At 68.4% G+C, this 25,292-nt stretch carries 25 protein-coding genes; 10 read left to right on the top strand and 15 right to left on the bottom strand.

Annotated features, from left to right (window positions below; translation table 11 throughout):
* Nucleotides 1-78 precede the first annotated feature (78 nt).
* The 3 genes from FHP25_RS32120 to FHP25_RS32110 form a co-directional block, all read right to left on the bottom strand.
* The gene (locus FHP25_RS32120) at nt 79-717 is read right to left on the bottom strand and encodes a MarR family winged helix-turn-helix transcriptional regulator (RefSeq protein ID WP_231712560.1); all 639 of its coding nucleotides are present in this window, start codon (nt 715-717) and stop codon (nt 79-81) included.
* Between the two features lie 96 nt (nt 718-813).
* Nucleotides 814-1,359 carry a DUF3592 domain-containing protein gene (locus tag FHP25_RS32115; protein WP_147851081.1) on the bottom strand — a complete coding sequence of 182 codons (546 nt, stop codon included), beginning with the start codon at nt 1,357-1,359 and terminating at the stop codon, nt 814-816.
* A 103-nt stretch (nt 1,360-1,462) separates the two neighbouring features.
* Nucleotides 1,463-2,620: a CaiB/BaiF CoA transferase family protein gene (locus FHP25_RS32110; RefSeq protein WP_147851080.1), complete on the bottom strand. Its 1,158-nt coding sequence runs from the start codon at nt 2,618-2,620 to the stop codon at nt 1,463-1,465.
* A gap of 212 nt (nt 2,621-2,832) precedes the next feature.
* Here FHP25_RS32110 and FHP25_RS32105 point away from each other — a divergent pair, with 212 nt between their 5' ends.
* Together FHP25_RS32105 and FHP25_RS32100 are read left to right on the top strand one after the other, a co-directional pair.
* Nucleotides 2,833-4,560 (top strand): NHL repeat-containing protein, encoded by a 1,728-nt coding sequence (locus FHP25_RS32105; protein WP_178133943.1) that lies wholly within the window; start codon nt 2,833-2,835, stop codon nt 4,558-4,560.
* Nucleotides 4,561-4,581: 21 nt separating this feature from the next.
* Nucleotides 4,582-5,472, top strand: a complete 891-nt coding sequence (locus FHP25_RS32100; protein ID WP_147851078.1) for an MBL fold metallo-hydrolase — start codon at nt 4,582-4,584, stop codon at nt 5,470-5,472.
* 16 nt (nt 5,473-5,488) lie between these two features.
* Here FHP25_RS32100 and FHP25_RS32095 read toward each other — a convergent pair whose 3' ends face one another.
* Nucleotides 5,489-6,691 carry a glycosyltransferase family 4 protein gene (locus FHP25_RS32095; protein ID WP_147851077.1) on the bottom strand — a complete coding sequence of 401 codons (1,203 nt, stop codon included), beginning with the start codon at nt 6,689-6,691 and terminating at the stop codon, nt 5,489-5,491.
* 48 nt (nt 6,692-6,739) lie between these two features.
* A complete protein-coding gene (locus FHP25_RS32090; protein WP_147851076.1) occupies nt 6,740-7,519 on the bottom strand; it encodes an NUDIX hydrolase in 780 nt (259 codons plus the stop codon).
* Nucleotides 7,520-7,714: 195 nt separating this feature from the next.
* Between FHP25_RS32090 and FHP25_RS32085 the strand changes: the two genes are divergently transcribed.
* Nucleotides 7,715-8,287, top strand: a complete 573-nt coding sequence (locus tag FHP25_RS32085) for a hypothetical protein (RefSeq protein ID WP_178133942.1) — start codon at nt 7,715-7,717, stop codon at nt 8,285-8,287.
* A gap of 155 nt (nt 8,288-8,442) precedes the next feature.
* Nucleotides 8,443-8,898 (top strand): hypothetical protein, encoded by a 456-nt coding sequence (locus FHP25_RS32080; RefSeq protein ID WP_178133941.1) that lies wholly within the window; start codon nt 8,443-8,445, stop codon nt 8,896-8,898.
* Between the two features lie 65 nt (nt 8,899-8,963).
* Here the strand turns inward: FHP25_RS32080 and FHP25_RS32075 are convergent, their stop codons facing one another.
* The 8 genes from FHP25_RS32075 to FHP25_RS32040 form a co-directional block, all read right to left on the bottom strand.
* Nucleotides 8,964-10,178 carry an ABC transporter substrate-binding protein gene (locus FHP25_RS32075; protein WP_147851073.1) on the bottom strand — a complete coding sequence of 405 codons (1,215 nt, stop codon included), beginning with the start codon at nt 10,176-10,178 and terminating at the stop codon, nt 8,964-8,966.
* Between the two features lie 69 nt (nt 10,179-10,247).
* A complete protein-coding gene (locus FHP25_RS32070) occupies nt 10,248-12,593 on the bottom strand; it encodes a xanthine dehydrogenase family protein molybdopterin-binding subunit (protein WP_231712559.1) in 2,346 nt (781 codons plus the stop codon).
* Nucleotides 12,590-13,279, bottom strand: coding sequence for a nickel pincer cofactor biosynthesis protein LarB (gene larB, locus FHP25_RS32065; protein WP_147851072.1), 690 nt, complete (start codon nt 13,277-13,279; stop codon nt 12,590-12,592). The genes FHP25_RS32070 and larB overlap by 4 nt, the downstream gene beginning before the upstream one ends.
* A 12-nt stretch (nt 13,280-13,291) precedes the next feature.
* Entirely contained in the window at nt 13,292-14,071 is a 780-nt protein-coding gene (locus tag FHP25_RS32060) for an adenine nucleotide alpha-hydrolase family protein (RefSeq protein ID WP_147851071.1), read from the bottom strand.
* Nucleotides 14,072-14,312: 241 nt separating this feature from the next.
* Complete coding sequence (larC, locus tag FHP25_RS32055) at nt 14,313-15,617, bottom strand: nickel pincer cofactor biosynthesis protein LarC (protein WP_218578756.1); 1,305 nt, start codon at nt 15,615-15,617, stop codon at nt 14,313-14,315.
* 53 nt (nt 15,618-15,670) lie between these two features.
* Nucleotides 15,671-16,963 carry a nickel-dependent lactate racemase family protein gene (locus FHP25_RS32050; RefSeq protein WP_147851070.1) on the bottom strand — a complete coding sequence of 431 codons (1,293 nt, stop codon included), beginning with the start codon at nt 16,961-16,963 and terminating at the stop codon, nt 15,671-15,673.
* Nucleotides 16,964-17,162: 199 nt separating this feature from the next.
* Complete coding sequence (locus FHP25_RS32045; protein WP_147851069.1) at nt 17,163-17,549, bottom strand: RidA family protein; 387 nt, start codon at nt 17,547-17,549, stop codon at nt 17,163-17,165.
* A 199-nt stretch (nt 17,550-17,748) separates the two neighbouring features.
* On the bottom strand, nt 17,749-18,357 hold the full coding sequence (locus FHP25_RS32040) for a VOC family protein (protein ID WP_147851068.1): 609 nt from the start codon (nt 18,355-18,357) through the stop codon (nt 17,749-17,751).
* A 523-nt stretch (nt 18,358-18,880) separates the two neighbouring features.
* On the opposite strand from FHP25_RS32040, the gene FHP25_RS32035 reads away from it, so the two are divergent.
* The 3 genes from FHP25_RS32035 to FHP25_RS32025 all read left to right on the top strand — a co-directional run bounded on the left by FHP25_RS32035 (nt 18,881) and on the right by FHP25_RS32025 (nt 21,031).
* Nucleotides 18,881-19,939 (top strand): aromatic ring-hydroxylating dioxygenase subunit alpha, encoded by a 1,059-nt coding sequence (locus FHP25_RS32035; protein ID WP_178133940.1) that lies wholly within the window; start codon nt 18,881-18,883, stop codon nt 19,937-19,939.
* A gap of 80 nt (nt 19,940-20,019) precedes the next feature.
* Complete coding sequence (locus tag FHP25_RS32030) at nt 20,020-20,466, top strand: MerR family transcriptional regulator (protein WP_147851066.1); 447 nt, start codon at nt 20,020-20,022, stop codon at nt 20,464-20,466.
* Entirely contained in the window at nt 20,456-21,031 is a 576-nt protein-coding gene (locus FHP25_RS32025) for a PIN domain-containing protein (RefSeq protein ID WP_147851065.1), read from the top strand. The genes FHP25_RS32030 and FHP25_RS32025 overlap by 11 nt, the downstream gene beginning before the upstream one ends.
* Nucleotides 21,032-21,087: 56 nt before the next feature.
* On the opposite strand, the gene FHP25_RS32020 is transcribed toward FHP25_RS32025, so the two are convergent.
* The gene (locus FHP25_RS32020; protein WP_231712557.1) at nt 21,088-21,618 is read right to left on the bottom strand and encodes a DoxX family protein; all 531 of its coding nucleotides are present in this window, start codon (nt 21,616-21,618) and stop codon (nt 21,088-21,090) included.
* A gap of 232 nt (nt 21,619-21,850) precedes the next feature.
* Between FHP25_RS32020 and FHP25_RS32015 the strand changes: the two genes are divergently transcribed.
* The 3 genes from FHP25_RS32015 to FHP25_RS32005 are packed head-to-tail and all read left to right on the top strand — an operon-like array spanning nt 21,851 to nt 24,952.
* Nucleotides 21,851-22,474, top strand: a complete 624-nt coding sequence (locus FHP25_RS32015) for a TetR/AcrR family transcriptional regulator (RefSeq protein ID WP_178133939.1) — start codon at nt 21,851-21,853, stop codon at nt 22,472-22,474.
* The gene (locus FHP25_RS32010; RefSeq protein ID WP_231712556.1) at nt 22,471-24,207 is read left to right on the top strand and encodes an acyl-CoA dehydrogenase family protein; all 1,737 of its coding nucleotides are present in this window, start codon (nt 22,471-22,473) and stop codon (nt 24,205-24,207) included. Before FHP25_RS32015 ends, FHP25_RS32010 begins: the two co-directional genes overlap by 4 nt.
* Entirely contained in the window at nt 24,200-24,952 is a 753-nt protein-coding gene (locus FHP25_RS32005) for an SDR family NAD(P)-dependent oxidoreductase (protein ID WP_147851062.1), read from the top strand. Before FHP25_RS32010 ends, FHP25_RS32005 begins: the two co-directional genes overlap by 8 nt.
* A 122-nt stretch (nt 24,953-25,074) precedes the next feature.
* Here the strand turns inward: FHP25_RS32005 and FHP25_RS32000 are convergent.
* The coding region (locus tag FHP25_RS32000) for a transposase (protein WP_147847546.1) at nt 25,075-25,292 on the bottom strand (218 nt) is incomplete at its 5' end.

Here is a 25,292-nt window from a genome sequence, read left to right as displayed (position 1 = left end):
ATCAGGCGATTCTAGAACGCCGCGATGGTGCTTGGGAAGACAGGAGGCTTGCCCAGAAGCGGGATCTTGAGACCTGCTTCAGGCGATGCGCGCCAGCAGGTTGACCAGCTGGCGTTGCTCGTCCGGGTTGAGCGGCTTCAGAGTCTCGGTGGTGACGCGCGGACCGGCGATGATCAGCCGCTGCACCAGCCGGTCGCCCTCGGCGGTGAGGCGCAGCAATGTGCGCCGCGCGTCGCCGGGATCGGCGCGCGCCGAAACCAGGTTGCGCGTCTTCAGGCGCCGCATCACGCCCTGGGTGGTGGCCTTGTCCATGCCGACGAGGCGGCCGAGCTGGTTCTGCGAGACCTCGCCATCCTCGTGCAGCTTCACCAGGCTGGAGAACTGCGTGGGCGTGATGTTGGGATCGCCGATCTGTTCCTGGAAGATCGCCGACGCGCGCTGATGCGCGCGCCGCAGCAGGTATCCGATCTGCCGCTCCACACGATACCTCTGCTCACCCAGATCGATGGGAGGCCGCACCACGCGCCGTTCATCGCGAGCCGACCTATGCGCGGTGGTTGCGCGATCCGCCTGGGTGTCCATGCCTGCCCCCTGGCCGTTTCCTCGCGCGGTGCAACCGCGCTCTTGATTGCTGCAATTAGGACGCGCTGCTGCGATTGGATCAAGAGCGATCGCGAAGAAATTTTCGTATGCAACAAGATGTGCGGACTCGATCACGGCCCGATGTCAAGCGCCAAGCCCAGGCAGTATCGCATTGCTGGAAGCGACGAACAGCAACGGCGCCAGGCCCAACCACGGTGCCGATGTAGCCAGTCACTCAGGGCGGAAGCGCTTCTCCATCAGCGTGCCGATGCCAATCACCAGCGCACCGAGAAGCACGGCCGAGGCGAAGCCGGCCATGAATCCCCACGAGCCTTCCGGCACGCGGGCAATGTCGAACCGCAGCTTCAGGCCACTCACACGCGGATCATCCGGCAGGTATACCACCGGCACGCGCGCGTCCGGCCGGAACGCGCCCGGGTTCCGCGGATCGCGCAGCGCTTCGAACGCGTTGCGCGCGGCGCTGTTGGGCGACACCGTCACTGAGTCCTTGCCCGTGAAGGCGCGTCCTTGCTTGTCCTCGAAACGGTACGTGACGTCGTAGTGGAAGTCGCGCCGCTGCCATCCGAGCGTGCCGTCGATCGCGACGGGGCGCGCGTCGACCACAATGCCTTCGCTGCGCATGCGCTCCAGGAAGGCGGTGCGAGTCACGAAGAGATAGTGTGACGTGCCCCAGACGACCGGCCAAGCCGCCAGCGCCACCACCAGCCCGACACGCGTGAAGAGCCTGATGGTGCGCCGGGTGAAGGTCAGCGCCATGCGTGCGCCCGTGAGGCGGCGATCTGCGGCCGGCTGGCGTGCTTGCGGCTACGTGCGGCCACGTCGTCGATACGCGTGGCCGCTCGCACGGTGCGCCGCAGCGTCACCCCTGCGCGCCGATGATCCCCGCCTTGGTCAGCTCGGCGATCTCGGCCGACGAGAAGCCGTGCTCGGCCAGCACCGCGTCGGTGTCGCCGCCGCGCTTGGGGGCGGCGCCCTGCACTTCCTCCTTGGTGCGGCTGAAGCGCGGCGCCGGCGCCGGCTGCATGAAGCCGGCGACATCGACATAGGCGTTGCGCGCCTTGGCCGCCGGATGATGCGGCGCCTCGCTCATCGTCAGCACCGGCGCGAAGCAGATGTCGCTGCCCTCCATGATCGCGCACCACTCGTCGCGCGTCTTGGTCTTGAAGATCGCCTCCAGCCGCGACTTCATCTGCGGCCAGGCCGCACGGTCGTGCTGCGCCGGCAGCTCCTGCCCCTTCAGGCCGGTCTTCTCCAGCAGCAGCTCGTAGAACTGCGGCTCGATCGAGCCGATCGAGACGTACTTGCCGTCCTTGGTCTCGTAGGTGTCATAGAAGTGCGCGCCGCCATCGAGCATGTTGACCTCACGCTCCTTGTCGTTCCAGAGGCCGGCGCCGTTCATGCCATAGAGCGCGCCCAGCAGCAGCGCCGCGCCATCGACCATGGCGGCGTCGACCACCTGGCCCTTGCCCGACTTCTGCGCCTCGAGCAGGCCGCACACCATGCCGAAGGCCAGCAGCATGCCGCCGCCGCCGAAATCGCCCACGAGGTTCAGCGGCGGCACCGGCTTCTGGCCCTTGCGGCCGATGGCATGCAGCGCGCCGGTGAGCGCGATGTAGTTCTGGTCATGGCCGGCCGCCTTGGCCAGCGGACCGCTCTGGCCCCAGCCCGTCATGCGGCCATAGACCAGCTTGGGATTGCGCTTGAGGCACACCTCGGGGCCGATGCCCAGGCGCTCGGCGACACCGGGGCGGAACGGCTCCATCAACCCGTCGGCCTTGGCGCACAGACGCAGCACCACCTCGGCGCCCTCCGGCTTCTGCAGGTCGACCGAGATCGAGCGCCGGCTGCGGCCATGCACATTGAATTTCTGATCCGCGAAACGATCCATGACGTGCGCCTTGGTGCGATCGACGCGGATGACATTGGCCCCCATGTCACCCAGCATCATGGCCGCCATCGGCCCCGGGCCGATACCCGCCACCTCGATCAATGTGAAACCCGTGAGCGGTCCGGACATGGTCGTCTCCTTGCGTCCTGCTGATCTCGAAGCAGGCGGATGTTAGCCGATGGCGCGGCCTTGGAAAGCCTGCTGCGGCCATGATGTCGCAACGCTTCCACCCGGCGGAACGACAGTCTACAGTCCGGCCGCCCTCCCCTTTCGCTGCGCAGAGGTCGCCGCGCATGCCTCGTTTCTCGACTGTTCTTCGTTCTCTGGCAGGCGCCGCGGCGTTGGCGCTGATCGCCGCACCGGCGCTCGCGCAGGCACCGAAGGCTCCCGCGCCGAAGGCGCCGGGATCGGCCTCGGCCGGCGCCACGCCGGCACCGACGCAGCCGATGCCACCGCCCAAGTCGTTCGTTCAGCAGATCCTGGTGCCGGGCTCCTATTTCCATGGCGTGCACGGCCTGGCCTTCAACAAGGACGACCAGCTCTTCGCCGGCAGCGTGGTGGGCCAGACGATCTACCGCGTCAACGTGGACAGCGGCGATGTCGACATCGTGGTCGACGCGCCGGCCGGCATGGCCGACGACATCGCCATCGCGCCCGATGGCACCATGGCCTGGACGGCCTTCCTCACCGGCACGATCTATGTGCAGCGGCCAGGCCAGAAGGAAGCACGCGCGATCGCCACCGGCCTGCCCGGCATCAACTCGCTCGCCTTCAAGGTCGAGAAGGACAAGGAGCCGCGCCTGTTCGCAACCCAGGTCTTCCTGGGCGACGCGCTGTGGGAGATCGATATCAAGGAGCTGAAGAACGTCGACCGGCCGGACTTCAAGCCGATCAACTACGGCGATGGCCAGCGCAAGCCGATCATGAGCGATATGGGCGGCCTGAACGGCTTCGACTTCGGCCCTGACGGCCAGCTCTACGGACCACTGTGGTTCCGCGGCCAGGTGGTCCGCGTCGACGTCGACAAGGCCACCATGACGGTGGTGGCCGACGGCTTCAAGACACCGGCTGCGGTCAACTTCGACCGCCGCGGCAACCTTTTCGTGGTCGACACGGCCCTGGGCCAGATCGTGCAGGTCAATGCCGCCAGCGGCGACAAGACCTTGGTCGCGACCCTGAAGCCCGGGCTGGACAATCTTGCGATCGACGGTCGCGACCGCGTGTTCGTGACCAGCATGGTCGACAACGGCATCTACCTGGTCGACACCACGACCGGATCGTATCGCACTGTCGTCGAAGGCAAGCTGGCCATTCCCAGCGGGGTCGCGGTCTTCAGCGAAGGCGGCAAGGAGACCCTGCACCTGGCCGACGTGTTCTCCTATCGCACCATCGACGGCGCGACGGGCGCGATCGACACCCGGCTGCGCATGCACGGTGATGCCCTGGAGTACCCGCTGGGTGCCTCGGTCAACGCCAGACATGTGATACTGGCGAGCTGGTTCACCAATACCGTGCAGCGTGTCGACAGGGTCACCGGCAAGAGCGTCCAGATCCTGCATGACTTCAAGGCGCCGATGGACGCCATCGAGACGGCGAAAGGCGAGCTCTTCGTGATCGAGGCGGGCGGCAACCTGGTGAAGGTCACCGGCGAGCAGGGCCAGGAGCGCACCGTGCTGGCCAAGGACATGGCGGCGCCGACAGCGATGGCCGAAGGCCCCGACAATATCGTCTACGTCACCGAGAATGCCACCGGCACGATCGTGCGTATCGATCTGGGCACCGGCGCGCGCATCATCGTGGCCGACAACCTCAAGGGGCCGGAAGGCATCGCGCTCGGCCCCGACGGCCGGCTCTATGTCGCCGAGGTCGGCACCGAGATGGTGCTGGCCATCGATCCCAAGGACGGCTCCCGCACCGAAGTGGCGCGCAACATCAGGATGGGGCTGAAGCCGACACCGGGCCTGCCGCCGGCCTATGTCGTGACCGGCGTCGCGGTCGGCCGGTCGGGCACCGTCTACGTGACATCCGACAAGCGCAATGCCATCTACAAGCTGATCCCGCAGCACTGAGTGGCGTTCGGAGCACCAGCCATGGCCATTCCCTTCATCAAGGAATTCGACTTCCAGTACGGCGCGCCGAAAACGGTGACGCCCAACGTGCGGCGCATCGTTGCCCACAATCCCAATGCCTTCACCTTCAAAGGCACCGGCACCTATGCCATCGGCCACGGCAACGTCGCCATCGTCGATCCGGGCCCCGAGATGCAGGACCATGTCGATGCGGTTCTCAATGCCGTGCGCGGCGAGACCGTGACCCACATCCTGGTGACGCACACGCATGTCGACCATTCGCCGGCAACGGCGGCGCTGAAGGCGGCGACGGGCGCAACGGTCTATGCGTTCGGGCCGCATCCCAAGCCGCCGGAAGGCGTGGCCACCGAGCAGGGCGGCGATCATGGCTTCACGCCCGACGTCACGCTGCGCGATGGCGAGGTCGTCAACGGCAAGGACTGGACCGTCGAGGCCGTCCACACGCCCGGGCACATCTCCAACCACCTCTGCTTTGCCCTGCGCGAGGACAACGTGCTGCTGAGCGGCGACCATGTGATGGGCTGGTCGACGGCCGTGATCTCGCCGCCCGACGGCAACATGCGGTCCTATTTCGAGTCGCTGCGCAAGCTGCTGCCGCGCCCGGAGAGCATCTACATCCCGACCCATGGGGCCGAGATCCGCGACCCGCGGCCGTTCGTGCAGGCCTATATCGATCACCGGATCGAGCGCGAGCGGCAGATCCTGGGCTGCCTGCGCGACGGGCTGGACACCGTGCCGGCGATGGTGGGCCGCATGTACAAGGACGTGCCGGCGATCCTGCACCCTGCAGCCGGCCGCTCGGTCCTGGCCCACCTGATCCAGTTCGTCGCCGACGGCCGGGTCCAGAGCGACGGACCACCGACAGTGGCCTCGCGATTCAAGGCGGCGTGACGCGCGGCCGGCGCGCTCACCCGCCGAACGTGCGGGTGAACGCTTCCATGTAGCGCTGCTCGAAGGTCGCCTGCGCGTAGCGTTCACGGATCAGCGCCACGCCTGAATCGGCGAGGCGCCGGCGCAGGGCCGCGTCACTCAGCAAAGCAATCAGCCGGTCGGCGAATTCGCGCGGCGCGAAGCCGGACAACAGACCGGTCTCGCCGTCGAGCACGAAATCCTGCGGCCCGCCGCAGCGCGTCGACAACACGGCGCAGCCGCTGGCCATGGCCTCGGTGCCGACGATCGACAGGCCCTCCTGGTGCGAGGGTATCGCGAAGATGTCCAGCGACCGGTACCAGTCCGGAAACTCGTCGTGCTTCACGGGCGGTCCGACCACCAGGCGCTCGGCAATGCCTGCCGCGCCATAGCGCGTGATGAAGTCTTCCCGCCCGAGCGGGCCACGAACATGCAGCTCGATATCGGGGCAGACATTGGCGGCCAGCGCGACGGCCTGGACCAGGAGCTCCATGTTCTTGCGCGGATCATCGATGCGCCCGTTGAACCCGATACGGAGCGTGCGCTTGGGGCCGCGCTCGCGTCCGTCAGGCGTGAACCGGCCGGTGTCGACCGGGATCGGCACCACGCCGAACAGCCGCGCCTTGGGCGTCAACGCCGCCAGACCGTCGAGCGTGTAGCGGCTGATCGCGACCGTGTCGGCCTGCTCCAGGCTGCGCCGCTCATGCGCGCGGCCCATCCAGGCATTGAGCACCGAATCGTAGGTGCGCCGCCACGCCGGCCACTTCCGGGTGCGATCGATGCGATCGGCCATGTACGGCGTCGCGATCCACTGCAGCGAGGGCAGGCCCAGGGACGTCGGTCCCCATCCGGCGAGGTTGTTGCCCGACACCACGACGTGACGGGCATGGCTCTCCAGCAGCACCCGCCACGGCGCCCATGGCTGGTGATGCGCCCATTCGAGCTCGGGCAGCCAGGTTCCTACCGCCACCCGCCGCCACGGCCAGCCGGACACATCGCGGGCCGCAGGCCTGCGGCCGACCGGCACTGTCCAGCTTGGCGCCGACAGCTCGGGCTGGTCCTGATAGTACGCACGCCAGGCGATCGTGACGTCGTGGCCCTCCCGCTGCAGCAGGTCGGCGACCAGCCGTCCTTGGGACGTGACGCCACCCAGAATCGGCGGCAGGGTCAACAACAGGACCGAATTCGGGGCGGGCGGCATCGGCGGCGTTGTATTCCCTTACCTGCTCGCAGGGAAGGTGCCGCGGCGCTATTCCTCCAGCAGCATGTGCTTGCGGTGGACGGTCTTGAACAGCGGGATCTTGCGCGGCACGCCCGAGATCGGCGGCTCGCGCAGCAGGCGGCCGACCTCGCCCAGGATCAGGCCTGTGATGGTCGGCAGCGGCAGCTTCTGCGCCTCGTCCAGCCTCACCCAACGGATGTCGCCCAGCTCGCTGCTGTCCTTGATCGAGCCCTTCAGCACCTCGGCATCGGTCATCAGGAAGCGGGCGTTGAACCGGCGCGGCCGCCCCGGCGGCGTCACGGCGCGCGCGATGTAGTCGAGGTGGTGCAGAGCCGGCGCCAGACCCTGGTCCAGGAAGCCGTGCCAGTGACCCGCGACCTCGCCGGCCTTGCCGTCCCACGGCTCGCCGATGATCAGGCCGGTCTCCTCGAACGTCTCGCGGATGGCGGCGATGGCCAGCGCGCGCGCCTTCTGCGCGCTTGCCGCCCGGCGCAGGCGCTCATCGACCTCCGAGCGCAGCGGCGTCGCCACCGGCACCCGCGCGTCGGCTGGATCGACCCGGCCGCCGGGGAACACATAGCGGTTGGGCATGAAGGCATGGCCGGCGTCGCGGCAGCCCAGCAGCACCTCGGGCATGCCGTCGGGGTTCTGCGGCTTGCGCACGATGATCAGCGTGGCCGCATCCCGCGGCTTCATCGCCGGTGCCTTCTGCCCGTCATAGGTCGCGTCGACCGGACGCTCCTGGCCGACCTTCAGCGCCGGCGCGTCCGGCGCCAGAACCTCGGCTGCGGTGGCGGTCTTCGCCATCAGGCAATCTCCTCATGTCTCGTCGTAGCAACGATAAACCGCTGTTCACAGGCCTGGTAGGCCATCCGCGCCGCTGAGCTATGCATGCGGCGCGCCAGGTCCGCGATACGGAACCCCGCCCCCGGCTACCGCGTTGTCAATGTCCTAACGGGAAGGCTCGAGATGCGGATCCTAAAGAAAACAGGTGCTGTTCTGATGGTCATGGGCGCCGCCGGCGCGGCCTATGCGCAGAACTGTGCCGATATCGCCGACCCGGCAGCACGATTGATCTGCTACGACCGCCTCGGCGCCCCTCGCCCGAAGGCGGCACCGCCTCCCGCTCCCGCTCCCCGCCTGCCGGATCCGGCGACCGTGGGCAAGGATCAGGTCCCGGTGCCACCGGAGGATCGGGCATTCGATCCCGGCGCGCAGCACGTGGCGCCGAACAACCTCGGGCTGGTCGTGCCGCCGCTGCGCCGGGTCGGCATCGTGCCCGTCCGGTCCGGCCCGGGTTCCAGCGTCCCGGTCGTGTCGCTGGACGCGACGTCGCTGCGGCCGGTGCCGGGCGATCGCTGGATGCTGACGCTGACGCTGGCCAACAACAGCGCACGCGACATCAGTGCGCGGGTCCTCTGCACCTTCCGCAACGGCAACCGCCATGTCGGCGACGTCGCAGTGCTGATGCGCGACATACGGCCAGGCGAGAAGGTCGCCACGGACGTTGCCGGCCCGCCGGTCACCGACTTCGTCGACAGCACCCCGTGCCGGGTATTGTCACCGCTTGAATAAACAGAGCGCGACATGTCACGCTATGCACGCCCCGGTTGGCACCAGCGCCACGGGGTCATTCAACAGGTCCCGCCGGTCATCGCGGCGATGGGCCAAGGCCGTTGTTCGGCGCCAGGCGCCGTTCGTTCGGGAGAGAGGGTCCGATGATTCGTCTATTGACTACCGCTGGTATCGCAATCGCCGCCCTGAGCGCAGGCGTCGCCTATGCCCAGGCGCCGGTGCCAGCCAGCGACCGCGCGTTTGATCCCTATGCCCAGCAGGTGCCGGTCGAGCATATCGGCCAGGTGACACCACCGCTGAACCGGGTCGGCACCGTTCCCATCACCGCCGGCCCCGGCTCGACCATCCCGCTCGTGGCGATCAACGTGGCGTCGCTGACGCCGCAGCCCGGCGGCCGCTGGCAGCTGATGCTGACGCTGGCCAACAACAGCCCGCGCGTGCTCGACCCGCAGGTCATGTGCACCTTCCGCAATGGCGAACGCGTCACGGCCGATGTCATCGTGCTGATGCGCGGTGTCGGACCCGGCGACCGGGTCGGCGCCACCGTCAGCGGCCCGCCGGTCACCACCTTCGTCGACAACGCGCCATGCGTGGTGCAGTCGCCGATGTAGCGCCGGCCGATCCTACGGCAGTGTGATTGCCGGCCGCGCGGCACCGCCGCGCGGCCGGTTGCGTTCTACTTGTCCTCCGGCACGCTCACCATCTCGCCGAACAGGCGGAACGACTTGCCGTCGAAGCGCGCCAGCCGCAGCGAGCGGATCGGATAGAAGTTGGTGGGGCTGGTCCGCACCCGGATGCCATCGACGACCATCGGCAGCTGCACGTCCAGCCGCGCCGCCTCGCGCATGACGTTCTCGCGCGTCAGGATGTCGCCGCACTGGCGCAGCACCTGCACCAGGGTCATGGCCATGTTGTAGCCGACGACATTCAGCACATCGACCTTGCTGCCCTCGGGATAGTACTTGTCCATGAAGGCGATCCAGTCCTTGTAGCCCTTGTCGTCGTGCCACAGCGGATCGGACGGATCCTTGTGGAACACCGACGAGACCACGCCGATGCCGCGCTCGACTCCGGCCGGCTGCATCACCTGCGTCACCGACGCCGACGCGTAGGACATGTAGGTCGCCGGCTTCCAGCCGATATCGCTCACCTGGCGGATGGCCTGGGCGCCGAACTTGGGCGTCGTGGCCAGGACCAGCGTGTCGGCGCCGGATGCCTTGAGCGCGATGATCTGCGAATCGATGGTCGGATCCGTGAGCTCATAGGACTGCGTCTTGATGATCATGCTGCCGGCCCGATCGCCCAGGCCCTTCTGCAGGCCCATCAGGTACTCCTTGCCGAAGTCGTCGTTCTGGTAGAGCAGCGCGATCCTGGCGTTGGGCGTGTGCTTCAGGATGTAGGTCGCGAACGCCGTGCCCTCGATCATGAAGGTCGGCCCCCAGCCGATCGACCAGGGATACTCCTTGTAGTTGCCGAAGGCCGAGGCGCCGCTGGTCACGAAGAGCTGCGGCACCTTCCTGAGGTTCATGTACTTGCGCACCGCGATGCTGTTGGCGGTGCCCACGGCCATGAACACGGCGAAGACGTTCTCGTCCTCCACCAGCCGCCGCGTCTGGTCGACCGTCTTGGGCGGGCTGTAGCCGTCATCGGCGATGATCAGGTTGATCTTGCGGCCGTTGACGCCGCCCTGCTCGTTGAGCATGCGGAAATAGGCCGACGCGGCCTTGGGAAAGACGCTGAAGGCGGAGCCGGGACCGCTCAGCGGCGCCGTCTGGCCGATCTTGATCTCGGTATCGCTGACGCCGGGACCATACTCCTTGCCGCTCGCCGAACCCGCCGCCATGGCGATGAGCCCAAGCACCGCGGCCGCACAGCAAAGCATGCGCGCCATGGTCGCTCCTCCCGGGGCGCTCTGGAACGGCGCCCTTTGGATGGATCATACCGCGCTGGCGTCAGCCCGTCATGCCGGCGGCGCGGCGCCCGCCCGCGCCGCCCGGATCGCCTGCCAGACCCGGTCGCCCGTGGCCGGCATGTCGAGCTCGGTCACCCCCAGCGGCGCCAGCGCGTTCATGACCGCGATCATCACCGCCGGCAGGGCGCCGACGCAGCCCGCCTCGCCCGCGCCCTTGGCGCCCAGCGGGTTGTGCCTGGTCGGCACCGGCTGGCTGGTCACGGCGATGTCGCACATCGTGTCGGCGCGCGGCATGGCGTAGTCCATGAAGCTGCCGGTGAGCAGCTGTCCCGAGTCGGGATCGAAGACCACCTGCTCCATCAGCACCTGGCCGACGCCCTGCGCGACGCCGCCATGGATCTGGCCCTTCAGCGTCAGCGGGTTGATGACCGTGCCGACATCGTCGACCACGGCATAGGACATCAGCTGCACATTCCCGGTCTCGGGGTCGACCTCGACCTCGCAGACATGGCAGCTGTTGGGATAGGTGTCGTGCGTGGGCGAGAACGTGGCGTGCTCGTAGAAGCCGGGCTCGGTGCCCGTCGGCAGGCGGGCCGGCTGGAACGCCGCCATCGCCACCTGCTTGAGGCTGACGGCGCGGTCGGTGCCGGCGACCGTGAACTTGTTCTCGGCGAAGACGATGTCGGCGACCGCGGCCTCCAGCATGTGGGCCGCGATGGTCTTGCCCTTGGCCACGATCTTGTCCGACGCCAGCACCAGCGCCGCGCCGCCGATCACCATCGAGCGCGAGCCGGCCGAGCCCATGCCGAAGGCGACCCGGTCGGTGTCGCCCTCGATGTACTGCACGTCGCGCGGATCGATGCCCAGCCGCTCGTGCAGGATCTGCTTGAACGCCGTCTCATGCCCCTGCCCGTGCGTCTTGGTGCCCAGCATCAGCATCGCCGTGCCGCCGGGATTGAAGCGGATCTCGGCGTACTCGGGTTGCGGGCCGGCCGCCTGCTCGATGGCGTTGGCGAGGCCGAAGCCGCGCAACCGGCCGCGCCGCGCGGCCTCAGCGCGCCGGGCCGCGAAGCCGGCCTGGTCGGCGGCCTGCAGCGCCATGTCCATGTTCTTCTCGAACGCGCCGCAGTCGTAGAGCGGACCGAGCGGGTTCTTGTACGGCATCATCGCCGGCGGGATGATGTTGCGCCGGCGCAGCGCGATGGGATCGATGCCCATCTCGGCCGCCGCCGCTTCCATGGCGCGCTCGATGAGATAGATCGCCTCCGGCCGTCCGGCGCCGCGATAAGGCGCCGTCGGGTTGGTGTTCGACAGCACCGCATCGATGCGGACATAGGCGGCGGGGATGCGGTAGACGCCGACCACCGTGCCGATCATGCCGAACGGCGTCAGCAGCTGGCGGTCCGAGCCGATATAGGCGCCGATATTGGCCAGCATGGCCAGCCGCAGGCCGATGATGGTGCCGTCCGCGTCCAGCGCCAGCTCGATATCGCCGATGTTGTCGCGGCCGTGCTCGTCGGCCATCAGCGTCTCGGAGCGCTCGCAGGTCCAGCGCACCGGGCGTTCCAGCTTGCGCGCCGCCCACAAGGTCAGGCGGTGCTCGACATATTGCCAGCCCTTGAGCCCGAAGCCGCCGCCGACGTCCTGGCTGACCACCCGCACCTTGCTTTCCGGCACCTTGAACACCTGGTTGGCCAGCATGTTGCGCACGCGGTGGGGGTAGTTCACGTCGGCGTAGAGCGTCAGGCGGTCCTCGCCCGCGTCGTAGGTGCCCAGCGCGCCGCGCGGCTCCATGTACTGCGCATGCACGCGGCTGATCACGTAGCGCCGGCGCACGATACGGTGGGCGCGCGCAAAGGCCGCCTCGGTGGCGGCGCGGTCGCCGCGCTCGTAGGTGTGCGAGATGTTGTCGGGGTTCTCGTCCCACACGCGCGGCGCATCGGGCTGCGCCGCCAGCGCCGTCGACGTGACCGACGGCAGCGCCTCGTAGTCGACCGCCACCAGCTCGGCCGCGTCCTTCGCCTGCGCCAGCGTCTGGGCGATGACCATTGCCAGTGGATCGCCGACATAGCGTGCGCGGTCGACGACCAGCGCCGGCCGCTGCGGCGCGAACATTGGTGATCCGTCGGCCTTCTTGCGCGGCATGGTCGCCTTGGGCATGCCCAGCCCGTCGGCCGCGTAGTCGGCGCCGGTGTAGATGGCGACGACGCCGGGTATCGCCTGGGCGGCCGCGGTGTCGATCGAACGGATGCGGGCATGGGCATGCTGCGAGCGCACGAAGACCGTGTAGAGCTGCCCCGGCAGATGGATGTCGTCCTGGAAGCGGCCCTTGCCCCGCAGCAGCCGTGTGTCCTCGAACCGCCGCACCGGCTGGCCGACGCCGAACTTCATCATCGCGCGATCCCCCCGAAGGATAGGTTGCCCGGCGTTCCTGGCATGGAAGCCGCCGCGGCGTTCAGCATCTTGATGGCGGCGGCGGCGGCGCCGAAGCCGTTGTCGATGTTGACCACCACGACGCCGGGCGCGCAGCTGGCCAGCGCCGCATGCAGCGCCGTCATGCCGCCCTGCGCCACGCCATAGCCGACCGAGGTCGGCACCGCGATCACCGGCGCGGCGATCAGGCCGGCCAGGACGCTGAACAGCGCACCTTCCATGCCGGCCACCGCGATCACCACCTTGAAGCGGCGCAGCTCGTCCAGGCGGCTGGTCAGGCGCCACAGGCCGGCGACGCCGACATCGGCGATGATGGCGGCATCGATGCCGCTGAACGCCAGCGCCCGCGCCGCCTCGCGCGCCACCGGCAGATCCGAGGTGCCGGCGGCGACGATGCCGACGCCGGCCGGCGCCAGCGCGACCGGCGGCCCCAGCACTGCCGTGCCCGACAGCGGATCGTAGTCGAGGTCCGCCGCCGCCAGGGCGGCATGCGCGACGGCATCAAGGCGCGTCAGCAGCAGGCGCCGGCCCTCGGCGCGCGCCGCCGCAAGGATGGCGTTGACCTGCGCCGCGCTCTTGTGGGTGCAGAACACCGCCTCCGGCACGCCGGTGCGCCGCTCACGATCGCGGTCGAGCTCGAAGTCCATGCCCCGCGCTCCTCAGGTCCTGACGAACATGGCGCCGCGCCGGTAGCGACGCACGCCGGCGAAGGCCCGGCCGTCGTCCCGGCACAGCCGGGCCGCTGCCTGGGCCAGGCCGTCGATCTGCGCGACCTCCTCGCCGACCTCGATCGCGACACCCGTCTTGGTGATGCGGCAGCGCACGGTCGCGGCCGGCGGCAGGGCGCGGGCCAGGGTGGTCTCGACGCGGTCGACGAAGGCGAGGTCGGCGGCGTCGATGGCGATGCCGGTCTCGACCCGGCTGGCCAGGCACGGCTGCGCCGGCAGCTCGGCCACGTCGTCGGCACCCAGGTCACGGGCCAGCGCCCGCACGGCCGCCTTGTCCATGCCGGCCTCGATATAGGGATGGACCACGGCGCGCTCGGCCGCCGCCAGCAGGCCGGGCCGGTAGTCGCCCAGGTCGTCGAGATTGGCGCCCGACGCGATGGGATGCGGCGAGAGGGTGCGGATGCGGTCGTAGAGATTGGTCTTGCAGAAGTAGCAGCGGTTGACGGGGTTGTCGCGATAGCGCGGATCGTCGAACTCGCCGGTGCCGGTCACCACGAGGTCCCAGCCGTCGGCCGCGGCACGCGCCCGCACCCGCGCCGTGGCGGCCGGCGGCACGGCCGGCGACACGGCATGGATGACGGCAACCGGCGCCGCCGCCAGACGATGCGCGAACGTGGCCAGCGTCATGCTGTCGACACCGCCGCTGACGGCGATGGCAAGCCCGTCATGGCGCGCGATGGCGTCGGCGAGTCGATCATGAGCCGCGATCATGTCCGACGTTCCTGTCGTCGCATCCGCTTGTGTCCTTCCCCCGGAGGGCAAGGCGATCGCATATGGCGCGACGCCGCGCTGGTGCCCTTCCCGTCATCCCGAGCGCAGCGAGGGATCTCCTGCGAATAGCGCACCGTGCGTCTTGCCGCAGGAGATCCCTCGCCGCGTTCGGGATGACAGGAGGGCCATATGCGATCGCCCTGCCCCTCCGGGGGAAGAGTCAACGTGTTCTGCCGGCGCATCAGACGCTCCCGTCCTCGGCGCGCTGCTTGAGGCGGCGGCGCGCGGCCAGGGTGTCGCCCGCGAGGTCGTCGCTCTCGGCCTTGGCCGTCGCGATGCCGCCCGGACGCCGCACCGACTTCACGCTCACGTCCTGGCCCTCGCACGCCGTGCGCGACAGCCGCCGCGGCAGCACCAGCCGGCGCTCCTCGCGCAGGCGCAGGCCGATGGTCGAGGTCTCGGCGAAGCAGCGATCGGCCACAGCCTGGGCCGCGTCCGGCCGCACCAGCAGGCGGAACGACTGCATGGCCCGCCCCTTCTTGCCCAGGCGCTGGCCGATGGACAGGTCGACCACGCCATCGACCGCCCGCAGGCGATCGGCCGCCATGGCGACCTCCTCGCCGGTCATGTCGTCGATCTCGAAGCTGAGCACGCTGATATGGTCCGGCCGCGCGGCCTCGGCGGCATCGAAGACCAGCGCGCGCAGCACGTTGGGGATCCCGGGCAGGACGCGGGTGCCGGCGCCGGTGCCGACCGCCTCCAGCCGGCCGGACGCGACGGCGGGCGCCGCCGGATCGACGAGGTGGCGCAGGATCGCTGCGCCGGTGGGCGTGACGCGCTCGCCGCTCACGCCGTCGTCGCGCCAGGCGAACCCGCGCAGGATCGCCGCCGTGGCCGGGGCCGGCACCGGCAGCAGGCCGTGCCTTGTCTTCACCAGCCCGCCGCCGCGCGGCAGCGGCGACGCCGTCCAGCGCGCGCCCGCCAGGGCGGCCGCGATGCTGCCGGCCGCGACCACATCGAGCAGCGAGTCCCAGTCGGCGATCTCGTGGAAATGCACGTCGGACACGGGCACGCCATGCAGGACCGCCTCGGCCTCGGCGAGATGGGTGAGGATGGCGATGGCGTGCTCTGCGGTGCCGGCGTGCAGGGACGCCGCCCGGATACGCGCCACCATGTCACGGAAGCTGCCGGCGTCGCCATCGTGGCGATGGCCGTGGCCGTCGGCCGGGGCGTGATGATGGACCTGCGGCGCAGCGAGCCCGAAGCGTCGTGCCCGCAGCGCGCCGCTTGCCGCCTCGACCAGCTCGGGCTGGCCCGCCGAGGCGGGCAGCACGGCAGCGGCGTCGGCCAGCACGCGCGCGCACAGGTCCGGCCGCGCATCCAGCATGGCCGCCACGAACATGTCGCCGGCGACGCCGCCGACCGCGTCAAGATGGATGGTGTGCGTCACCTGGGAGTTTGCCTCAAGCAGTATGCTGCAGTTGTGCTTCATGGTGAGCTTGTCGAACCATGAAGCCTCGCACAGCCATCGTGCAGGCCGCTTCATGGTTCGACTCGTTGAATGCGAAGCATTCACCTGAGCTCACCATGAAGCGGTCTTCAAGGCCGGTGCACGGGCACCACGTAGGGGCCTTCGGGGATCACTGCGACCGCGGGATCGCCGCTGTCGGCCACGCTGCGGGCGATCGCCGCCTCGAGCGAGGCGACGAGCTCGACACCGGTGATGCGCCGTTCCTCGGCATCGAGGCCTTCGGTGTAGAGCTGCACGCGGCCCAGGCGCATCGGCTTCAGCTGCATCTCGGTCTGCCACTCGTCGATCTCGGCCAGGGACTTGGCCGTCAGGGTGGCGAGGAAGCGCTCGGGGCCGAGCGCCACCAGCCGCGCCTGCGCCTCCCGGAACTCGGCCGAGCCGAAGCCTTCGGAGCATTGCGAGGCGATGATCAGCGTGCCGCCCGGCTCCAGGATGTCCAGTGGCGTCACCATGCCCTTGATGGTCTGGTAGTAGGTCTTGTCCAGCGGATAGCCGGCCGACGACGTCACGATGGTCCTGAATTTGCGCCCGACCGGGATGCGCGTGGCGTCCTGGATGAAGTCGACCGCCGCCAGGTGCGAGGCGATGATCTCGCCGAAGGTGACGTGCACCAGGTCGCGGTCGTCGTCGATCACGGTGTTGAGCGCATGGACCTCGCCCAGCATGCGCACGATCTGCAGCTGCTCCTCATGCAACGGATTGCCCGTGAGGTTGCACTGCACCGCCAGCGGATCCTCCATGAAGCGCGCTGAGTGGAAGGTGCGGATGGTCTCGTGGCCGGCCACGCCCGGCGCCACCACCTTGCGGCCACCCGACCAGCCGGCCATGAAATGCGGCTCGACCAGGCCGGTGGCGATGCGCAGGTCGGCCTCGACGAGCAGCCGGTTGAGGCGCACCGGCGTGCCGCGCGTGGCCGTGACGCCGAAATCGACATGGTCCTGGGTGTTGCGGGCGTAGTGGTTCTCGACCCGCACGTTCTCTATCACCCAGGGATCGCCCACCAGCTCCGCGAGCTCGTCGCCGAGATTGGGACGGTGCAGGCCGGTGGCCACCAGTACCACGATGCGCTCGATCGGGATGCCGCCCTGCACCATGGTCTCGATCATCGGCCGCAGGAACAGCCGGTTGGGCACCGGCCGGGTGATGTCGCAGATCAGGATGCAGGCGCTGGCGCGGCCGCGCGCAAGCTCGCGCAGCGGCCGCGACCCGACCGGGTTGTCGAAGGCCTGGCGGATGGCGCCGTGCTGATCGGGCAGCTTGCGCAGCCGCGCCTTGCGGATCACGGTCGGCTGCGCCGCCTCGGGGAGGTCCAGCGGCAGGGCGCCACGGCCATAGGCGATCTCGATCTTCTCGTGTGCCATGGTGTGGGTCCTCTCTACCCTAACACCTCTCCCCGCGAGAGCGGGGAGAGGGAGGGGCCCACCGCGCAGCGATGGGACGGTGAGGGGTACGAACGTCCAGCCTCGGCGTCTCGCACATGATTTGACCGTTCCTACCCCTCACCTTCCCATGCCTGCGGCATGGGCCCCTTCCTCTCCCGCTCTCGCGGGGAGAGGAGAACTAACCCAGCACCGCCACGAAATCGCAGGAAATCTGCGACGGGCCGTCGCCGGCGAGGTGCTGGGTGTGGCGCGCCGGGCGCGAGTCGGGATCGGGGAACATCTTCACCCATTCCTCGTTGATCGCCGCGCGGCCGTTGGCGGGATCCTTCATCCAGAACGTGATCTTGATGATGTCGTCGGGCGTGCCGCCAGCCGCCTCGACCGTGGCCTTGATGTGCGCGAACAGGTTGGCGATCTGCCGGGGCAGCTCCGGCGGCAGGTTGCGGGTCCCCGGGTCGACGCCGCTGGTGACGCTCGACATCAGCAGGTTGCCGATCCGGCTGGCGACGGGGATCGGGTTCTGGTGCTTGAACCCCGGGATCTCGATGCTCTTGCGCTTGGCCATGGTGCGATCCGAACAGATGTGGAGCGTTGCGAGTCAAAAGCCTTCACGAAGACGGCCGATGACCGCTTCATGGTGAGCTTGTCGAACCATGGAGCGGTCCGCACCGCGGCTCGTGCGTCGCCTTCATGGTTCGACTCGTTGAATGCGGAGCATTCACCTGAGCTCACCATGAAGGCTATTGGGGCTCTGCCCCCTTTCACTAGGGTGTCGCGGGTTCGGGGCGGGTGAAGACCGGGTTCTTGTCCGCCTCGTCGACCAGCGCATCCGCGCCCTCGGTCGGCAGGATGCGGGCGAAGTTCAAGGCGGCATCGATGTCGCCCTGCCAGACCTCGCGCGGCAGCTCGTAGAGCAGCTCGATGCCGTAGCCGTTGGGGTCGTTGATGTAGAGGCTGTGGGTCATGCCGTGGTCGACGCGGCGGTTGAACTTCACGCCGCGCGCCTGCAGGAACGCCAGCTGCTGCAGCCAGGCCTCGCGGTCGGGCAAGGTGATGGCGATATGGTTCACGGCCATCGGCGCGCCGCCATACATGCTCCATTCCCTGGACGGCGCCGGCAGGTCGCGGTTCTCGACCAGGGCGACGTCATGATGGTGCGTGTGGCCGCCGCGCTCGCCGCTGTAGAAGCGCATCTTCGGCGGGTTGGGACGCTGCGGCGTCGCCTTCAGCTCGCCGACCTGCCTGAAGCCGAGAAGCTCGGTCCAGAACCGGTGCGACTCCTCGATGTCGCGGACGTTGAGCACGAGATGGTTGATCCCGCACGGGGTCACCGCCTGGCGCGGCGCGGACGGGTCTGCTGCGGTGTTGTCCATGGCACGTCCTCTTCCCTGTCGGACCGGCCGGTCGATGCCGCGGCCCGTTTTTGCCGCGGCATCATAGCCCCGAACGGCGAAAGCCCGCCATGTCTGGTTCCGCGATCCACCAGCCGGCAGGCCCGGGGTCGGGGTCGGGGTCGGGGTCGGGGTCGGGCGATATCTTCGGCGAAAGCAAAATCGCGTCCCAGAATCGCGTGACGCAAACGTCGAAAACGACGGGAATATTCGGAAGTTGCGCTGGCACCATTGGTGCGTGGAAGATCATGGCGCCCGATGCCGATACGGTCCGCTCGCCTCGACGGCGTTGTCGGATCGCACCTGGACCAGGCCACCATGGCTTCCCCCACACTTCGGCTACGTTGGCGCCAACCTATCATATTCTCTCTTCAGGAACAAGAACATAGAGGGAACATTTTTACCATTCAGGCGCCGGCGGCGATGCCATAGTGTGCCGATGCCCCGGCGTGCGCGCCTGGAGGCCAAGCCGCAGGACACAAACGGCAGACGGCAGGAGGAAGCGATGTGGGTGCGCAACGCGTGGTATGTCGCCTGCTGGTCGCACGAGCTCGAGGCCGGCCAGATCCTGGCGCGCAGCATCATCGACGAGCCGCTGGCGCTCTATCGCAAGCAGGACGGCACGGCGGTGGCCTTCGAGGATCGCTGCTGCCACCGCTTCGCGCCGCTGTCCAAGGGCCGGGTGGAGCAGGACGACCTGCGCTGCATGTATCACGGCCTGAAGTTCGCGCCGGACGGACGCTGTATCGAGATCCCCGGCCAGCCCCTGATCCCGCACAGCGCCGCGGTGCGGCGCTATCCCACCATCGAGAGCGGCAGCTGGCTGTGGGTGTGGATGGGCGACGCCGCGGCCGCCGACCCGGCGCTGGTCCCGCCGTCGATCGCGCTCGATGATCCCGGCTACCGCCTGCGCTGCGGCCGGCTCGACTTCGCCGCCGACTACCAGCTCATCGACGACAACCTGCTGGACCTGTCGCATCTCAGCTACGCGCACGAGAAGACGCTGGGGCTGGGCGCGCCGCAATGGGCCGACGAGCGGCCGCGCATCATCCGCCTGGAGCGCGGCCTGCGCGTGCAGCGCTGGCTGCGCAACCAGGTGCGCGGCTATCTGCGCCGCGACGCGACCTTCGACATGTGGAGCACCTACGATTTCCTGGTGCCCGGCATCTTCCTGCTGCGCACGGCCTGGTATCCGCCGGGCACCGCCGACGGCCTGCAGCTCAAGCCGCCCACCGCGGCGCCGCTCTTCCTGCGCTGCGACGAGCAGGCCGTGACGCCGATGACGGCGCGCGCCGCACGCTATTTCTATGCCACGGGCGCGCGCGCCGCCGACATCGATCAGCGCCAGCTCGACCGGATGTTCGCCGTCGTCGAGGCCGCCTTCCACGAGGACAAGGCGATCATCGAGGCGCAGCAGGTCGTGATCGACCGCGACCCGACAAGGCGCATGCTGCCCACCAGCTTCGATGCCGGCCCGACCCAGTTCCGCCGCATCCTGGCGGAGCTGGTCGAGCGCGAGGCCCAGCCGGCGCAACGAATGGCGGCCGCGGCGCAAGCGCAGTGATCCTGTGGCACGGCCACAGGTCTTTCAGTTATTGCAGATATCGCAAATTACACCCATATTCACCGGCGAGGAGCCCTGCCATGGCGAGCCAAGCCGTGAAGTTTGCCGGTCTGTCGGATCGGGACCGCAAGAAGGTGTCGTCGCTGCCCAGGCTGGCGGCGGGCGACCGCTTCGAGCTGCGCGTCCGCCGCCGCAACGGGCAAGACCAGACCGTTGCGCTCCCCCCGGCGGCGATCAGCATTGTCGAGACGCTCATCACCCGCTTGCTCAGCGGCGAGCGCGTGGCGGTCCTGGCAGAGGATCAAGAACTGAGCCCCGCGGAAGCATCTGGGATCCTCGGCATCTCACGGCCCCTCGTCGTGCTGCGGATGGATCGCGGCGACCTGCCGTTCCGCTATGTCGGCAAGCACCGCCGTACGTCGCTCAGAGATGTCCTGGCACTGAAGGCCAAGCTCGACGCCCAACGTCGCGCGATGGAAGCGCTCGCCGACGACGCCGAGGACTTGCGCGTTCGCTATGGCGCCTGAGCGAGTTGCTGCCATATGCGACGCCTGCACTCTCTACCCCTTCCATCAGCGCAACATCCTCGTCCAGGCATCGGTGGATGGCCTCTATGAAGCACGATGGACGGACGAGATTCATGACGAATGGACGCGCAATCTCCTCGCCAATGCCCCGGCGATCCCGCCCGGGCGACTCCAGATCGCCCGGCAGTTGATGGAGACGGTGCTCCCAGGTGCGCGGGTTGCCAACTTCCATCATCATATCGACAAGCTGAGCCTGCCCGATCCCGGTGACCGGCATGTCCTCGCTGCTGCGATCGAAGCGAAGGCGTCCCTCATCCTGACCTGGAACCTGCGCGATTTCCCGGCCACTACGCTGAAAAGGCACGGCCTGATGCGCCAGACACCGGATGCCTTCCTCACTGGCCTTTACGGCCAGGCACCGCAGCTTGTTGTAGCATCGCTGGCGAATGCCCGACGCAATCTCTCGAAGTCGGGTGTTTCTGCTCAAGGTTTCCTCGACCTGTTGAAGAATCAGAAGCTCTTCCGGCTTGAAAAGCATCTGCAAGGGCACCTCGACGATCTCTGAGAAGCAACAAGAGACTTGCGGCCACGCCACAGCTTCAACCGTTTCGCCGCCGATATTCAGCGCAGACTGCGTCGCGACAGGATCGCGGCGAGCAGCAGGCCGCCGATCACCGAGACATGCTCCAGGGCGACGGTCATGTCGCGGAATGCCGCCTCGCCCTCCTTGATCCAGAATGGATGCGCGATCGGGATGGTGAGGACGGTGAAGACGGCGAGCGCGCCGGCTGCCAGCCAGGTCCAGTGGCCGATGATGATCAGAAGGGACGCCCCGATCTGCACGACGAGGGTCGCGGCATTGAATGCCCAGCCGGGATGAAGGTCGAGCTCCGCCATCATGGCGGCGTTGGCCGTGAACTCGAGCAGCTTGGCGAGGCCGCTGGTCCAGAAGACGAAGGTAAGCAGAACCCGGGCCAGGATGCCGAACGCGCGCGCCTCCAGGATGGCGGTGACGGTGCGCGGCGTGTCGGCGCGCCGGGCCGGCTCGGGTGATTGTTCCTCTGATCTGACCCTGCATGTCGGTCCTCCTTCACGCGACGCCGTGTCGCCAGCCGACGTGGCTTCTAGAATTTCAAGTCCAGTTGAGGTCAAGGCATGGGGCGCCGCGCGGCCTGCGACAAAGTCGGCAGGGGGCGCAGGGCTGTCATCCCGAGCGCAGCGAGGGATCTCCTGCGAAAGACGCACCGTGCGCCATTCGCGGGAGATCCCTCGCTGCGCTCGGGATGACAGTGTGTGAGTCCAGGAAGAGGCTTGACATGAAGATATGAATCCTGGTTCATACCTTATAGATGAACCTGGGTTCATAGCTTGGGCTGCGACCGTCATGGCTTACCGTCAGACCGAGAACACGGCGAAGCGGCTTGCCGAGAAGCGCGCGCGGATCCTGAAGGCAGCGCGGGAGCTTGTGGCGGATGGCGGCTGGTCGGCCGCCCAGGTCGACAGCGTCGCCGAGAGGGCCGGTGTCGCCACCGGCACGGTGTACCGTCACTGGGCCGCCAAGGCCGAGCTGTGCGCGGAGATCGTGGCCACCGTTTCCGCCCGCGAGGTGGGAATCGTGAAGGCGGTGGCCGATGCCGACGGCTCGCCGCTGGAGAAATTGGAAGCGGCTATCCGCACGTTCGCCAGCCGCGCCCTGCGTGGCCGTCGGCTCGCCTACGCCCTCATCGCCGAGCCGGTCGACCCGGAGGTCGAGATGGTACGCCTCGACTATCGCGCGAGGCTCGCGCACTGCCTCGAACGCATCCTGCGCGAGGGAATCATGCGCGGCACGTTTCCCCGGCTGGACCCTGCAGTGGCGGCAGCCTGCATCGTCGGTGCTTTCATGGAAGCCCTGGTCGGACCACTTGCGCCTTCCAAGGGAACCGGCGCGCGTGCCGATCGCCACCTCATCGACCAGATCACCGCGTTTTGCCTGCGCGCCAGCGTTGGCGGAGAGGGCAAGGCATGAGCGAACAGATGGCCGACACTGGCACCGATCCATTCGCCCGCTTGCCGTCCCTGCCGGCCGACGGCTATGCGACCCACGAGGTGATGAACCAGGCGACGCCGCTCACAGGCCACAACGCCTTCACGGGCGATCGCCTGCTGACAGAGATCGCCGCGCGCGAGCCGATCGGGTGGGCGGCCGCGCTGCTCGCCGAAGCCGGCACGACGGTGGCGAGCGCCCATGTCGCGGCGCTGGCGCGGGATGCGAATCGCCATGCCCCCGAGCTGCGCACGCACGACCGCTTCGGCCATCGCATCGACGAGATCGCCTTCCACCCGGCATGGCATGAGCTGATGTCGCTGGCGATCGGCCATGGCACGCATTCGCTGGCATGGACCGCCGGCAGGCCGGGCGCGCACGTGGCGCGCGGCATCCTCTCCTATCTCTGGAACCAGGGTGAAAGCGGCATCTGCTGCCCTCTGGGCATGACGTACTCCGCGATCCCGGCTCTGCGGCTGCAGCCGGATCTCGCGGCCGTCTGGGAGCCGTTCATCGTCTCGAGCCGCTATGATGCGTCGTCCGCTCCGATGCAGCGCAAGACCGGCGGAACCGTCGGGATGACATTGACCGAGAAGCAAGCCGGTTCCGACCTGCGCGCGACGCAGACGACGGCCCGGCCGGCCGGGCCCAGGCGCGGACCGGGCGAAGCCTACATCATCGACGGCCACAAATGGTTCTTCTCGGCCCCGCAAAGCGATCTCTTCGTCACGCTGGCCCGCACCGACCGGGGACTTTCCTGCTTCCTCCTGCCGGGCTGGCTGGCGGACGGCACCCGCAATCGCCTGCTGATCCAGCGCTTGAAGGACAAGTGCGGCAACAGGTCCAACGCCTCGAGCGAGATCGAGTATCGCGGCGCCCTTGGCTGGCTGGTCGGCGAAGAAGGCCAGGGCATCAAGGTGGCGCTGGCCATGACGCACCTGACGCGGCTCGATTTCGCCATAGGGTCAGCCGGACTGATGCGCCGGGCATTGTCGGAAGCAATCCATCACGTGACGTCCCGCCGTGCCTTTCAGAAGCGGCTGATCGACCAGCCACTGATGCAGAACGTGATCGCCGACCTGGCGCTGGAGGTCGAAGCCGCCACCCTGCTGGCGTTTCGGCTGGCCAGAGCGGTCGACGACGAGCAGGCCGGCGACAGCGACGCGGGACTGCTGGCACGGATCGGCACGCCGGTCGGCAAGTTCTGGAACTGCAAGCGCGCCGTCGGTGTCGTCCATGAAGCGCTGGAATGTCACGGCGGCAACGGGTTCGTCGAGGACGGACCGATGGCCCGCCTCTACCGCGAGGCGCCCCTGAACGGCATCTGGGAGGGCAGCGGCAACGTCATCGCGCTCGACGTGCTGCGCGCCGCAGCGCGCTCGCCGCACAGCGTGCCTGTCTTCATCGATGAAGTACGCAAGGCAAAGGGCGGCGACAAGCATCTCGACCGGATGACCGAGCGTCTCCAAGACGAGCTGAGCGCTCCTCAGGAGCACGAGGCGCGCGCACGCCGCCTCGTCGAGCGCATGGCGATCGCGCTGCAGGCCAGCCTGCTCATTCGCCAATCGCCGCATGCGCTCGCCGACGCCTTCTGCGCGACGCGTCTTGGGGGCGATGGCGGCTCCGTATACGGATCCCTTCCGGCGGGCCTCGATCAACGAGCCATCGTCGAACGCGCATGCCTGACCGGCGCTGCCGGAGTTCGTGATGCGTGACTTTGCCGGCAAGGTGGTCCTCGTGACCGGCGGAGCGACGGGCATCGGCCGCGCCAGCGCGCTTGCCTTCGGGCGCCGCGGCGCGCTGGTCGTGATCGCCGGCCGCCGCCGCGCCGAAGGCGAACAGGCGGTCAAGGCGCTCACCGGCATCGGCGCCGCGGGCCGCTTCATCGCAGCCGACGTCACGCGGCCGGTCGAGATCGAGGCGCTGCATCGCACCATCATCGCGGATCACGGCAAGCTCGACGTCGCCTTCAACAATGCCGGCTATCAGGAGCCACGCGCGCCTGTGGCCGAGCAGGATCCCGGCCTCTACGATACCGTGTTCGATACGAACGTGCGGTCGGTCTACCTTTGCCTGCAGCACCAGATCCGTCACATGGCGGCGCGCGGCAGCGGCGCGATCATTGTCAACGCGTCGGTCAGCGGCCTGCGCAATCCCAATCCCGGCCTTGCCCTCTACGCCGCATCCAAGGCCGCCACGATCTCGCTGACGCGTTCAGCGGCGATGGAATACGCGGAAAAGGGCGTGCGCATCAATGCCGTGGCGCCCGGCCGGGTCGTCACCGACATGATGCTGGCCTCCAGGATCATGGACATGGGCGCGGTTGCAGCGGGTCTCCCATTGCGGCGCATGGGCCGCCCCGAGGAGGTCGCCGAGGCCGTGGCCTGGCTCGCCTCGGATGCGGCTCCGTTCATCGTCGGACATGTCCTGAATGCCGATGGCGGCTTCATGTCGCTATGAGCGACCGAGGCATAGCGGCGATCAGCCTAGCAGCCTGTCGGACTGAGGTTATTGGGTAGTTGATTGAGTGATTTTGAAAGCACCGAGGTCATGGGTCGCGATTTTTGGTGGTACTTTCCCCGTCAGGCGTGTGCGAGGGTGAACATCCGCTTGATGTTCCAGGCCATGGTGACGAGGCGCCACTCGGCTTTGACCTTTTCGAGGCCACGCAACGAGAATTGGCGGAATCCCATGACCGATTTGATGATGCCGAACACCGGCTCAGGGGTCTGCTTGCGCAGGGCATAGAGCCGCTTGCCGTCGGGCGTGGCCAGCCGGTGGCGCATCGCGGCGAGCGGCG

Source organism: Vineibacter terrae, assembly GCF_008039615.1.
Classification (GTDB): Bacteria; Pseudomonadota; Alphaproteobacteria; order Reyranellales; family Reyranellaceae; genus Vineibacter; species Vineibacter terrae.
The sequence above is the reverse complement of the archived record's forward strand: the minus strand, read 5'-3'. Positions and strand labels throughout refer to the sequence as shown.